Source organism: Nocardia sp. IBHARD005, assembly GCF_052814245.1.
In genome coordinates this window covers 5,936,113-5,948,889 of record NZ_CP199935.1, presented here as the reverse complement: position 1 = coordinate 5,948,889, position 12,777 = coordinate 5,936,113, and the positions used below count along the sequence as shown (strand labels likewise).

Genomic DNA, 12,777 nt, shown 5'->3' with positions numbered 1-12,777 from the left:
ACAGGGCAATACGCACCGGCGATGGTTCTGCGCTGTTCACCCAGCGGTTACCGCGATCCCTGATGTCGCGGCGCTCACCCGCCGTCCGTGCTGATCCGCGTCAGCACCGCGTCGACCACCAGGCACGCGCTGTCGACGACATCGGTCAGCGGTTGGCGGTATCCGTCGAGCACCCACTTCTGGGCGATGATCACGATGGCGCCGACCAGTCCGAGCAGCACGGTGCGCACGCTGAGGGCGGGATGGGTTTCCAGGTCGACGTGCGGGATGACCAGGGCAAAGCAGATGTCGACCAAGTCGTCGAGAACGCTGCGGTAAGCCCGGTCGACGGCGGGGCTCACACCGAGGATCTCGAAGAACGCGATCCGGGGAACCCGTGGGTCGTCGAGGATGAGCTGGAAGTACGCGGTCAGGGCGACGCGCACCTGGGTCTCGACGTCGGCGCCGGTATCGCGAAGGCCGGTATGGATCGCCCCGATCATCCTGGCGGCCGTCTCGCGATACACCTCGAGCAGCAGATCCTCACTGTCGGTGAAGGATTCGTAGAAGTAGCGTTTGCCGACGCCTGCCGCCGCGCAGATCGTGGTGACTGTGGCGTTGCGATAGCCATCGATGCCGAAGGCGTCGGTAGCCGCTTCGATGAGCCGGGCGCGGCGTTCCTGCTGACGTTGCCCCGGTGCGGTGCCACGGTACAGGCGGCCGTCGTCGAGTTCGGGCGCTGTCACAGTGCCAATTCTGTCAGGCGGCGGCCGCGGGGTGCGCGCGGGCGCTGATCGAGGATTGCCCAGAACATGTTCTTGCGGTCGAACGTGACCCACGCTACGTTACTTACCGGTACGGGAACGCTGTAGTTCCCGATGGTCGAGGGGTGAACCGAAGCATGATCGCACATCGCGGGCGGCTGGCAGCGCTGGTCGCATCTGTCGTTGTCTTGGCAGGCGCCGTCGCATCCGCACCGGTCGGGCAGGCATCGCCGAACGCCGAGGGCCTCGACGCGCAGTTCATCGCCACCCACAACGGACCGCAGCAGTACCCCAACGTCTTCATCGAGTGGGATGTGCCGATCACGATGAGTGACGGCACCGTATTGAAAGCCAACGTCTATCACCCAGCCGGTGCGGACGGTCAGCCGGTCGCCGAGCCGACACCCACCATCGTCAACATGACGCCCTACACCAAGCTGGTCTCCAACCTGGCAGATTCGGCACTCGCGGTGCCCGGCCTGTCGGAGCTGCTGATGCCGGTGCTGCAGAACCTGGACTTCACGCCGTTCGGTTTCAGCAGTCTCAGCGACATGATGAACGCGCTGCCCGGTGGCGCGGCCCGCACCTTCGGTGTCGACCGCAACCTGATCCGTGGCGGCTACACGCAGGTGGTCGTCGATGTGCGCGGCACCGGTTTCTCCCAGGGCATCTGGCAGGTGTTCGGTGAACGCGAGCAGCTCGACGGCGTGGAAGTCGTCGACTGGGCGGCGAAACAGGGCTGGTCCGACGGCAAGATCGGGATGAGCGGCATCTCCTACTCGGGGATCAACCAGCTGCAGACCGCGCAGCGTCATCCCGAGGCGCTCAAGGCGATCTTCCCGATCGTGCCAGGCAGCGACCTGATCCGCGATGTCGCGGCCCCCGGTGGCGCGCTCGGGATCGGGTTCATCCCGCCTTGGCTGCTCGCGGTCGACGGCGCGAAACTGCTGCCCGACATGGTGTCTGTGCTGACCGGCAAATTCGACTGGGTCTGGCTGCGCGACCGGGTGCGCGACCCGTTCACCTTCTTCAACGTGCTCATCGCCGCGCTGACCACCCCGAGCATCGAGCAGATCCCGCCGGAGATGGCCGCGATCCTCGACGACAAGAGCCCACTGCGGACCGCGTGGGTCGGCTCGCCCGAACAGGTACGGGTGCCGACCTTCCTCTACGGCGGCTGGCACGACATCTTCACCTACTCCACCCCGCGCATCTACAACGCGGTGAACGTGCCCGCCGAGCAGAAGAAGCTCGTCATGGACAACGTCTACCACGTGACGGTGAGCTCGGGCATGGGCCAGCCGGGTGCGCCCGCGCCACTGGAATCGTTGCAGCGCGCGTGGTTCGACAAGTGGCTCAAGGGAATCGACAACGGCATCGACCGCTACGACCCGGTCACGTTGTGGCAGCAGGGCAGTGAGCAGTGGACCACCGATGTCGCCTTCCCGCGGCCGGGCATGCAGTACCGGCGGATGTATCTCGACGCAGCATCTTCGGGCACCGCGCCGGGCGCCCGCCACGACGGCAGCCTGCGCACCGCTCCCGGTGCCGCACAGCGTGTTTCGGTGGACCCGAGCCTGACCACCATCTGCTCGCGTGATGGCGCGCAGGGCACGGCCGGACTGGTTCCGCTACCCGATATCTGTGCGAAGGACGCCCGGATCAGCGAGGGTGCCGCGCTCACCTTCACCACGGCGCCGGTGACTGCGCCGACGAGGATCTCCGGGGCGATCGCCGCACACCTGAACACCGTGCTCGACGCCACCGACGGCTACTGGACGGTGACCGTCAATGATGTAGCGCCCGACGGTACTTCGACAGTCTGGTCGCAGGGTCAGCTGACGGCGTCACTGCGCGCGATCGACGAAGGCAAGGCGACCCGCTCGCCGAACGGCGACTACACCGACCCGTATCCGTACCTCACCTTGGATACCCGTCAGCCGATCGTGCCCGGCGAGCCGACGACGATCGACATCGGGATCCGCGCCACCGACGGTGTCCTGCTACCCGGCCACCGCCTGCGCGTCGACATCTTCGCGGGCAACTTCCCCAGTGGAATCCCGTTGCGCCCGTTGCTGAACGAAAGCGGCCTGCGCACCCAGCACCTCGAGCTGGACCCGTCCCGCCCGAGCTGGATCAACGTCCCCCTCGACACCGATCCCGGCTGGTGACCCCGGCCCAACCCTTCTCGGACAGCCGCGGAAACGTATTCGGCGGCACCGGGATAGGTGCTCGGTGAGGTCACGACGTCGTCGGTTCGCCGATCGGTAGGTCGGGCACCCGGGTGACGTCGGCGCCCGCGCCCGCCGCGAGATGGGCGAAGGTGACGGCGTCACGCACGGCGGCACCGCCGTGGTCGTTGTTGAAGTAGACGTAGCTGTCGTCATCGGTGGACCAGGTGTCGAGCAGCCGATGCGCCCACCCGCTCAACGCCTGCTTGCCATAGGACGGCGGGGGAGTGGCGCGGCCCGCGTGCAGTCGCAGATACGCCCAGTCGGTGGTCCGCCACAGCGGCGCCGAATGCCTCGGCCGCCAAGGTGAATCCGAGCTGCCTGGCGAACCTGTCGCAGTGGGTTCAGCCGCGGCCGAGGGCGTTGGCCAGCTCCTGCTTGTTCATCTTGGAGCGGCCGTCGATATTGCGGCGACGGGCTTGCTCGTAGAGCTGATCGCGGGTCTGGCCGCTGCCCTGTGCCCGTTGACCGCCACGTCGGGAACTGCCGGATCGCGATGATTTGCCCGACCCCTTCGTCTCGCCGTGCTCGGCGCGCGTCTTGTTGACCGTCCGCGCGGCGATTTCCTCGGCCCTGCCCTCGCTGTGGCCACGGTCGCGCTCAGATTTCTTGATGTCTTCGTACTGTCGTTCGCGCTTGTCACTCCACGCTTGCTGGGGCATTGCTCGCTCCTGTCCGATCGGGATGTCGCCGCTGATTGCCGCCTACCCGGGGAGCGGCCGAGAAAACAGGACGACAGCAATGCTCCGGCAATTGCTGCCTGGCACACTGTTCTGGTGGGCGCACCGAGCAGGACGGCCAAGCGCGGCTGGCGGTGGATCCGCAGCGCGCCCGGCACCTACCTGTGGCTGACCGCCCTCGCCGTCACGTCGGTGATCATCGCCCTCCTCCCACCCGAGGAAGCCAGGCAGTGGCTCGATCACCGGTCGACCAACCTGCACCACCTCGGCCAAGATCCCCTGCGCGTGCTGATCACCAGCGCGTTCTGGACCGACGGCGGCGGATGGCTCGCCTACGCGGTGCTGTTCACGCTCTGTCACGCCAATGCCGAACGCTGGCTCGGCACGCTGCGCTGGCTCGTGGTGGTCGTGCTCGCGCACGTGGGCGCTACCTATCTCAGCCAGGGCGTGGTGCTGTGGGCGATCCGTAGCGAGGACGCGCCCGAACGGGCGATGTACCTCCTCGATGTGGGCGTCAGCTATGGGCTGGCCGGTGTTGCCGCGGTGCTCGCCTACCGGTTCGTGACGCCGTGGCGCTGGGTGTACGTATTCGCGGTGCTCGCGGTGGTGGTTCCGCCGATCTTCCTCAACCGCACGTTCACCGATATCGGGCATGCGAGCGCGGTCGCCATCGGTTTCGCCTGCTACCCGCTGACACGAGGTCGCGGGCGCCGATGGGATCCCGGTGTACTGCTCAGCCGGCGGTCCACCGCCGCGCGGTGATTGCCTGTTGCCGGCCGATAGGGCGTATCTGCGCACTAGCTCAGGCCCTCCGCTCGGGTCTGACGATCGCTGTGAGCCCCGCGCTCACTAGGGTGAAGCTGGTGATCTTGCTGGCGATCGGTGTGGTTGTGCTCGGTGTGTTCGCGCTGTGCTTCCGTCAGGAGCGGCGCCGATTCAGCAATGGGGTGTTGCTGCTGCTCGGAATTCTGTGTGTGGGCGCCGCGCTGATCGGTTCGGGCGCCGAGGGGGCGGGCTCCGACATTCTGGTCTTCTTCGCGCTCGCGTTGTCGCCGCTGCTCGTGCTGATGCCGGCCGGACTGCTGATGCTCAACGGCGTGGTGATGATGCGCCGTGAGGGCGTGCGCCCGGCGAACCTGCTCTCGTTCGGACTCGGTGTCGCGCTGCTGATTCCGTACGCGCTGCTGGTGGTGGCGGTGATCGCCGAGTGGATGGTGTTCGGGGTGGTGCTGCTCGCGGTCGTGCTCGTCGCCGCCTACCTCGGCTTCGTGCTGGTCGCGTTCGGGCTCTATTCGGTCGTCTACGGCTGGGTGACCCGCACCGACGGCGCCGTCGCGATCGTGGTGCACGGCTCCGGCCTGCTCGGTGACCGGGTCCCGCCGCTGCTGGCGAGCAGGCTCGACCGCGCGCTGGGCATCTGGCACACCGATCGCACGCACGGCCCGTCGCCGCTGCTGGTCACCAGCGGTGGCAAGGGTTGCGACGAGAAGGTCTCCGAAAGCACCGCGATGGCCGCCTACCTGGTCGAACACGGCGTGCCCGACGAAGAGATCCTGCGGGAGGACCGCTCGACGACCACCCGGGAGAACCTTCTTTTCAGCCGGGAATTGCTCGCCCGGCGTGGGATCGAGAGCCGCATCCTGCTGGTCACCAGCAACTTCCATGTGCTGCGCACCGCGCTGCTCGCCCGCTCGGTCGGGCTCGACGCCCAGGCAGTCGGCGCGCCGACCGCACGCTACTACCTGCCCAGCGCCATCCTGCGCGAATACGTCGGGATTCTGGTCGAGTACAAGGCGATCAATGCCGTGATATGCGCGTTGTTGGTGGCGGCGCCGGTCGCGCTGGCGATCTTCGGTGCAGCGAGTTGACAGATTTAGGTGTTACGTAAAGTTATGGATAGTTGTATCATCGGAACTACCGAGTGGGCGCAACGTCGCGACCTGGTGCACGCAGGATCGTGCGCGGTTGATCGAGGAGTACCGATGAAGCTATTTCCTTGGGGAAGAGAGCGGCCGGACGTGGATCCGGGCGTGGTGGCGTTGCACGCTCGCAATGTCGCCTTCGACTGGTCGGGTGTGGAGCTGCAGTGGATGTCGGCCGAGCCGATCGCCGGCCATCTGATCAGTGCGCTGAACATGCTGCTGCCCGAGGGCGAGCGCATGTTCATCGAGACCTATCGCGAAGCGTTGCCCTACGTCAAGGACGAGAAGCTGCGCGAGGACATGCTCGGTTTCATCGGCCAGGAGTCGATGCATGCCCAGACCCACGGCAAGGTGCTCGAGGACGTCTTCACCGCCCATGATATCGACGCGGGCCCCTATCTGCGACAGATGGAATACTTGTTCCGCATCTCGCTCGGCGCTCGCGGCGGCGACGATCGCGCAGGCCGTCAGATGCTGGTGGAACGGCTCGCCTTCATCGCCTGCCTCGAGCATTTCTTCGCCTGGCTCGGCGATTGGATTCTCAATGCCGACCTGGAGAAGTTCGGCGCCGACCCGCGGATGGTCGACCTGTTCCGCTGGCACGGGGCCGAAGAGGTCGAGCACCGCAGTGTCGCCCATGATGTGGCGGAGTACTTCGGGGTCGGGTACGTGCGCCGCTGCGCGTCGATGACGCTGGTGTTCCCGATCTTCCTCATCGTGCTGGTGCGTGGCGCGCGCTTCCTTGTGCAGCAGGACCCGCGATTGCCGGATCGGGGCTATACGCGGCTGCTCGCCGGGTTGTTCGGTGCGATGTGGCGTGGTGCGCTGCCCGGCGTTCCGTCGTTGCTGATGAGTGCGCTGTCGACCTTCCAGCCCGGGTACAACCCACAATCCGTCGGCTCCACGGCGCAGGCCATCGCCTACCTGGCCGCGTCGCCGGGTGCCCGCGCGGCAGCGTCGTGACCACTCGCGAGTTCCCGGCCGATCTCTACGGCAGGCGGCGGCACGACCAGGCGATCAGGATTATCGATGCCGTCGCGACCGCCCGGCTGCGCTGGACCGCGCTGGTCAACCGCAATGATCTGCGACCGCGCGTCGATGACCGCCGCCTGCCCGTGGTGGTGACCGAACGCCGGATCGAAGCGCACGACCAGGACGTGGTGAGCCTGCGTCTCGAGTCGCCCGATGGCCGGGTCCTGCCCCGTTGGTGGCCCGGCGCGCACCTCGACCTCGAATTGCCCTCGGGCCGGCTGCGGCAGTACTCGCTGTGCGGCGACCCCGCCGATGAGCGCGCCTACCGGGTCGCGGTGCGTCGCATTCCCGGCGGTGGCGGCGGCTCGATCGAGGTGCACGACGCACTGCCGGTCGGCAGTCGATTGGTGGTCCGCGGGCCGCGCAATGCCTTCCCGTTCGCGGTGCCCGGGCACGGATCACCCTCGCAGCGATTGCATTTGGTCGCCGGGGGCATCGGCATCACGCCGATCCTGCCGATGGCCCGGCTCGCGCACCGGCTCGGTGTGCCGTGGACGCTGGTCTACAGCGGGCGCAGCCGTGACACCATCCCGTTCCTGGCCGAGATCGAGAGCTTCGGTGCGAATGCCGTAGTGCGCACCGATGACGAGCACGGTCTGCCCGCCGCGGTGGATCTGCTGGCCGGCGTCGGTCCTGGCACCGCGGTCTACGCGTGCGGCCCCACCCCGATGACCTCGGCGATCGTCGCCGCGGTGCGCGAGATGCCCGAGGTGGAACTGCATTTCGAGCGGTTCTCCCCGCCGCCGGTCGTCGACGGCACACCGTTCGAGATCGAATTCGCCTCCAGCGGTGCGGTAGTCACCGTCGACGCCGACCGCACCGTGCTCGACACCATTCTCGATACGCGCCCCGACCAGCCCTATTCGTGCAGGCAGGGCTTCTGCGGTACCTGTGTGGTGCGGGTCAGGTCGGGCGAGCCAGACCATCGCGAGACCGTGCTCTCCGAGGCCGACCACGCCGAAGGTGCCATGCTCGCGTGTGTATCCCGTTCCCGCGGTGAGCGATTGGTACTCGACCTGTGAATTTCTTCGGTGACAACTCAGTGGACAGGGAGTCCGGCAGATCATGACGAACGACAGCCCGCAGCCCGTGAACCAGCGCACCGTCCGCAACGGCGATTTCGACATCGCCGTGTTCGAATACGGCGACCCGGCCGCCGACACCATCGTGCTCGTGCACGGCTGGCCCGACACACATCACCTGTGGGACCGGGTCATTCCGCTGCTCACCGCGCGCTTCCACGTGGTCGCCTACGACACCCGTGGGCACGGTGAATCCACCCGCACCCAGCGCACCGACGATTTCCGCCTCGACGAACTCGCCCGCGACTTCTACGCCGTGATCGACGGGGTGAGCCCCGACCGCCCCGTGCACGTACTCGCCCACGACTGGGGTTCGGTGCAGGTGTGGGAAGCGGTGTGCGAGCCGCAGGCCACCGAGCGCGTCGCCTCGTTCACCTCGGTTTCCGGCCCCAACCTCGACCACCTGGCCAGCTGGGTGCGCGACCGGTTCTCCCGCCCCACCCTGCGCAATGTGTGGCAGCCGATGACCCAGCTCGCCTCCTCGGCCTACACCTTCTTCTTCATGACCCCCGGGCTCCCGCGTGCCACGTTCAACGCCATCGGCACCGAAAAGGTGTGGCAGCGCGCGGTGTCCATCATGAACGACACCCCCGCCGCCAACGTGAAGCTCGGCCCCACATTCCGCCGCGACATGGTCGACGGGCTGCTCATCTATCGCGCCAACATCGTGGCGCGCATGCTCTCCCCGCGTGAGCGTCGCACCGAGGTGCCCGTGCAGTTGATCGTCGCGGGCCGCGACGTCGCCGTGCGGCCCGCCGGGTACGACGATTCGGCCAAGTGGACCGACCGGCTGTGGCGTCGCGACGTCCCCGCCGGGCACTGGATGCCGTTCTCCCATCCGGAACTCCTCGCCACCGCGACCACCGAGCTGATCGACGCGCTCGACGGGGCCGCGGTACCGCGTGGGCTCGCCAGAGCCGAAGTAGGCACTGCGCAGCGGGAATTCGAGAACAAGCTGGTGGTGGTCACCGGTGCGGGTAGCGGCATCGGCCGGGAGACCGCGCTGGCATTCGCGCGGCTCGGTGCCGAAGTGGTGGTCTCCGATGTCAACGAGCTCGCCGCCAAGGCCACCGCGGAGCTCGTCGCCTCGGAAGGTGGTGTGGCGCACTCCTATCCGCTGGATGTGTCGAACGAGGACGCGGTGCGCGCGCATGCCGACACGGTGATCGCCGCGCACGGCGTGCCCGATGTGCTGGTCAACAATGCCGGTGTTGGTCAGGCAGGCGGGTTCCTCGACACACCGTCGGAGGAGTTCGACCGTGTCCTGCGGATCAACCTCGGTGGTGTCGTCAACGGCTGCCGGGCTTTCGGCGCGGCGATGGCCGATCGGGGTCTCGGCGGGCACATCGTGAACCTGTCCAGCATGGCCGCCTACAGTCCGCAGCGCGATATGGCGGCCTATGCCACCAGCAAGTCGGCGGTGTTCATGTTCTCCGACTGCCTGCGTGCCGAACTGGCCGAGCGCGGCATCTCGGTGTCGACCGTGTGCCCGGGTATCGTGCACACGAATATCGTTGCCACCACCCGTATCTCGGGTGTCTCCGCCCAGGAAGAGGCGGCCGCGCAGCAGAAGTTCGACAAGCTGTACGAGCGCCGCGGCTACACCCCCGACCGGGTGGCCGCGCAGATCGTGAAGGCGGTGCGGACCGGGCGCGACATCGTGCCGGTGACGCCGGAATCGTGGGTGCAGTACCGGATCAACCGGATCGCACCTGGCGCGGTGCGGTTCGCCGCACGCCGGATGAAGCTGGTCTGAGCCGGCTACGCCCGGCGCAGTTGCTCCGTCACGGCGGCAACGTGCCGGGCGTCCACGCCCCACGGGTCCGCGACGCCGACCTTCCGGTCCAGGTCCCACAGCACGCACTCTTCGTCCGGTTGCGCCACCAGCGACCAGGCGACCACCGTGCGGCCCAGTTGTTCGACCATGGTGCCGTGATTCTGTGTGCTCTCCCCGACGCCCTCGGGGAAATGGTGCAGGAAACGTCGGTACGCCTGCTCACAGAAGTTCGCGTAGAGCTGGGTGCACAGGATGAAGCCGTGCCACGCCTCGTCGACCGCGTGCGAGGGCATACCGATCACCTGGTCGTCGCGAATGGCGGCACCGCAGCACCGCAACCATTGGCGCAGACCGGTTTCCACGAGATCGCGGGGTTGCCACGGTGAAGTCTTGAAGATCGCTTCGGGGAAACGCAGGGCGGCGACGGTGCGGTCGACGGTGGAGAGGTCGACTTGCCGTCTGCCGGGCCGGGGGAAAGAGAACGCCACAATTCACTGTAAGGCCACCGGCGGTGGGGGTGCTATGGGTGGGTGGCGCAGCAGCAGCTGCGGGGGTGGCTCATGATCGCGTGACCCACGTCCCAGCGCACTTGACCTGAACTCGACTTGAGGTTTCATACTTGGGACTTGTTGGGTCAACGCCACGAAGGAGTCGCCATGCGTGCAGTGCAGGTCAAGGAATTCGGTGGCCCAGAGGTCATGGAAGTGCTGGAATTGCCTACACCACAACCGGATTCGGTAGAAGTGGTCGTCGATGTCGAGGTCGCCGACGTGATGTTCCTCGACACCCGGCTGCGCAGTGGGTGGGGTCAGGACTACTTCCCGCTGAGCCTGCCCTACGTCCCCGGTGGTGCGATCGGTGGTGTGGTCAGCGCGGTCGGTGCCGAGGTCGATCCCCGCTGGCTCGGCAAGCGCGTCGTCACCCAGACCGCCGCCAGCGGCATCGGCGGGGGCCTGCCCATCGGCGGCTATGCCGAGAAATCCCTTGCCAAGGCCGCCACGTTGACCGAGATTCCCGGCGGATTGACCACCGAGCAGGCCGTCGGCCTCGCCCACGACGGCCGCACCGCCCTGGCAGTCTTCGACAGGGCTGCGGTGCAACCGAATTCGTGGGTGCTGATCACCGCCGCCGGGGGTGGGCTCGGCACGCTGCTCATCCAGCTGTCGATCACAGCGGGCGCGCACGTTGTCGCCGCGGCCCGCGGGACGGAAAAACTTGCGCTGGCAACACGATTGGGCGCCACCGCTGTGGTCGACTACTCCGTCGCGGGCTGGGCGGAGCGGGTCCGCGAGATCACGGGAGGGGGAGCGGCCGTCGTCTTCGACGGAGCGGGTGGCGAGTTCGGCGGTACGGCGTTGGCTGCCGCCGCCGACAACGGACTTTTCCTCGGATATGGGTCTGCCGCAGGAGATTTCGCAGACGGAGACACCGATGCCGCGGTAGCACGCGCGGTCACGGTGCTCGGCTTGTTCGACATCGTCGGCGAGGACGTCGACTGGGCCGCCATCACTTCGCGCGCTCAGGCAGCGGTAGTCGAAGGTTCGCTGGAAGTGGTCATCGGGCAAACCTTCCCGATCGACCAGGTGCGGCAGGCCCATGCCGCGATCGAAAGCCGCTCCGCCCTCGGTCGTACCTTATTGACGGTCAACGCGTCATTGTAACTTATTATGCGCCGCAATGGAATACACGTTAAGTTATGTTCTGTGCAGGGACTGATTATCGTCGCAGTGACCGCTGCGGTTCTGTTGTTGGTAATAGGAGTGATCAAGTTGGCCAGCAACCCAGGGGGCAGCATCGAACGTCGCGAACGCGAGGTTCGAGCACGGGAAGGCCAGCGAGCGAATAGCTCGTAACCCCTACCCCCGGGTGTAGCACCACAACGGCGATCGGGCACCGCAGCTTCCTCGGAAGCCGCGACCCCGATCGCCGTTCCTGTACCCAGCCACCCCACATCACCCAGCCGACACGACACGACCACGGCGCCAAGTGGTCAACCCCGCACTCCGCCGGGTACCATGCGACTCGCCCGCGGAGACCCCCGCGGCGAGGGGCGGTAGCTCAGTCGGTTAGAGCCGCGGACTCATAATCCGCTGGTCGTGGGTTCGAGCCCCACCCGCCCCACTTTTCCCCTCTGAACTGCCGGTTATCCGTACTTACCGGGCGTGACGCAACAACTACTCGGTGTAGGCGGACAGCTGGTCGGCGGCCTCGGGGGTGAAGGGTTCGCTGTGGATATCTCCGGGTCGTCCTGCGTGAACGCGGTCAGCGGGGCGGTGGGCGGGTTGTCGAGGTGGTGGAGAATTCGGTGGAGGGCCGCTTCGGCGAAGGTATCGAATTCTGCTGTCGAGGTAGTTTCGGGTGAAAGCTATCGTCGCTGCGTTGCAGATCCTGTCCGGCGTCGGTTGCCAGGGATGCGGATCGAGGACGTCGCCGAACGCTCCGATATCGCGAAAGCCACTCTCTACCACTGTTTTCCGAGCGAAGACGCGCTGGGCTCCGCCGCATTGGAGAAACTGACCTCCGACGTGCTCACACATCACTGAGGCTGTTCACCCGCCCCAGACAATCGCCACCTGACCAGTCAACTTCGAGATGAGGCGGCCACTGTCCGCAGCGATGGCTCCCACGCGACTACTTCGCACTCAGTCCCGCGATGAGTAGGGCGACCATTCGGCGTGGGTTGTAGCGGGGAGTGCTGCCGCCGATGCAGAGGTTGCCGACGGCGCGGAGGAGTTCGTAGGGGTTGGTGCCGGGGTGGATTTCGCCTGCGGTGGTGGCGGCGGTGAGTAGGGCGGCGCAGGTGGGGACCAGGCGGTCGAGGAAGTAGGTGTGGAGGGTTTCGAAGGTGGTGGCATCGGATTGAAGTGCTTCTGCCAGGCCGTGTTTGGTAGTGAGGAAGTCGGTGAACAGGGTTATCCATTCGCCGAGTGCCGTGTGGGGGGAACTGTGGGTGGACAGGAGGGCGGGGCCCGCTTCGGCGCACGCTTCGACCTGGTGGCGGTAGACGGCGACGATGAGGTCGGCTCGGGTGGGGAAGTGGCGGTAGATGGTGCCTACGCCGACGCCGGCTCTGGCGGCGATCTCGCGGACGGGAATATCGACGCCGGAGGCGATGAAGGCGGCCGCGGCGGCGTCGAGTAGCGCTTGCTGATTGCGCCGGGCGTCGGCGCGTTTGCGCGGTGCCTCTGCCGGGTTGTCGGCCATGGTCGCGAAACCTCCCTCTTGGCAAACGGAACAGCGTTCCGTATGTTGATTAGCGGAACACCGTTCCGCTTGGTCGAGGATGCCAGAATGGGCGAGCCGAACCAAG

The 12,777-nt window shown here is 66.8% G+C and carries 12 protein-coding genes, 1 tRNA gene and 1 pseudogene; 9 read left to right on the top strand and 5 right to left on the bottom strand.

The genetic code is table 11. The features are described from left to right. Nucleotides 1–74: 74 nt before the first annotated feature. Entirely contained in the window at nt 75–725 is a 651-nt protein-coding gene (locus tag ACTWPB_RS27890) for a TetR/AcrR family transcriptional regulator (RefSeq protein ID WP_446223447.1), read from the bottom strand. Nucleotides 726–880: 155 nt separating this feature from the next. Between ACTWPB_RS27890 and ACTWPB_RS27885 the strand changes: the two genes are divergently transcribed. Further along, on the top strand, nt 881–2,914 hold the full coding sequence (locus tag ACTWPB_RS27885) for a CocE/NonD family hydrolase (protein ID WP_446223446.1): 2,034 nt from the start codon (nt 881–883) through the stop codon (nt 2,912–2,914). 70 nt (nt 2,915–2,984) lie between these two features. Here the strand turns inward: ACTWPB_RS27885 and ACTWPB_RS27880 are convergent. Continuing rightward, a pseudogene (locus ACTWPB_RS27880) lies at nt 2,985–3,257 on the bottom strand (DUF72 domain-containing protein); the annotation flags it as partial. A 61-nt stretch (nt 3,258–3,318) separates the two neighbouring features. Then, on the bottom strand, nt 3,319–3,636 hold the full coding sequence (locus tag ACTWPB_RS27875) for a plasmid stabilization protein (protein WP_446223445.1): 318 nt from the start codon (nt 3,634–3,636) through the stop codon (nt 3,319–3,321). Nucleotides 3,637–3,750: 114 nt separating this feature from the next. Between ACTWPB_RS27875 and ACTWPB_RS27870 the strand changes: the two genes are divergently transcribed. The 5 genes from ACTWPB_RS27870 to ACTWPB_RS27850 all read left to right on the top strand — a co-directional run bounded on the left by ACTWPB_RS27870 (nt 3,751) and on the right by ACTWPB_RS27850 (nt 9,446). Beyond that, nucleotides 3,751–4,416, top strand: a complete 666-nt coding sequence (locus tag ACTWPB_RS27870; RefSeq protein ID WP_446223444.1) for a rhomboid-like protein — start codon at nt 3,751–3,753, stop codon at nt 4,414–4,416. A gap of 101 nt (nt 4,417–4,517) precedes the next feature. Beyond that, nucleotides 4,518–5,522: a YdcF family protein gene (locus ACTWPB_RS27865; protein WP_446223443.1), complete on the top strand. Its 1,005-nt coding sequence runs from the start codon at nt 4,518–4,520 to the stop codon at nt 5,520–5,522. Nucleotides 5,523–5,636: 114 nt separating this feature from the next. After that, nucleotides 5,637–6,539, top strand: a complete 903-nt coding sequence (locus tag ACTWPB_RS27860; RefSeq protein ID WP_446223442.1) for a metal-dependent hydrolase — start codon at nt 5,637–5,639, stop codon at nt 6,537–6,539. Next, on the top strand, nt 6,536–7,630 hold the full coding sequence (locus tag ACTWPB_RS27855) for a PDR/VanB family oxidoreductase (protein ID WP_446223441.1): 1,095 nt from the start codon (nt 6,536–6,538) through the stop codon (nt 7,628–7,630). Before ACTWPB_RS27860 ends, ACTWPB_RS27855 begins: the two co-directional genes overlap by 4 nt. Nucleotides 7,631–7,673: 43 nt before the next feature. After that, a complete protein-coding gene (locus ACTWPB_RS27850) occupies nt 7,674–9,446 on the top strand; it encodes an SDR family oxidoreductase (protein WP_446223440.1) in 1,773 nt (590 codons plus the stop codon). 5 nt (nt 9,447–9,451) lie between these two features. On the opposite strand, the gene ACTWPB_RS27845 is transcribed toward ACTWPB_RS27850, so the two are convergent. Continuing rightward, a complete protein-coding gene (locus ACTWPB_RS27845) occupies nt 9,452–9,955 on the bottom strand; it encodes a hypothetical protein (protein ID WP_446223439.1) in 504 nt (167 codons plus the stop codon). A 168-nt stretch (nt 9,956–10,123) separates the two neighbouring features. Here ACTWPB_RS27845 and ACTWPB_RS27840 point away from each other — a divergent pair, with 168 nt between their 5' ends. The 3 genes from ACTWPB_RS27840 to ACTWPB_RS27830 all read left to right on the top strand — a co-directional run bounded on the left by ACTWPB_RS27840 (nt 10,124) and on the right by ACTWPB_RS27830 (nt 12,010). Continuing rightward, complete coding sequence (locus ACTWPB_RS27840) at nt 10,124–11,128, top strand: zinc-binding dehydrogenase (RefSeq protein ID WP_446223438.1); 1,005 nt, start codon at nt 10,124–10,126, stop codon at nt 11,126–11,128. Between the two features lie 386 nt (nt 11,129–11,514). Beyond that, nucleotides 11,515–11,588: transfer RNA gene (locus ACTWPB_RS27835), tRNA-Ile, on the top strand. Between the two features lie 290 nt (nt 11,589–11,878). Beyond that, complete coding sequence (locus ACTWPB_RS27830; protein WP_446223437.1) at nt 11,879–12,010, top strand: hypothetical protein; 132 nt, start codon at nt 11,879–11,881, stop codon at nt 12,008–12,010. An 88-nt stretch (nt 12,011–12,098) separates the two neighbouring features. On the opposite strand, the gene ACTWPB_RS27825 is transcribed toward ACTWPB_RS27830, so the two are convergent. Continuing rightward, nucleotides 12,099–12,671, bottom strand: coding sequence for a TetR/AcrR family transcriptional regulator (locus ACTWPB_RS27825; RefSeq protein WP_446223436.1), 573 nt, complete (start codon nt 12,669–12,671; stop codon nt 12,099–12,101). Between the last annotated feature and the right edge of the window lie 106 nt (nt 12,672–12,777).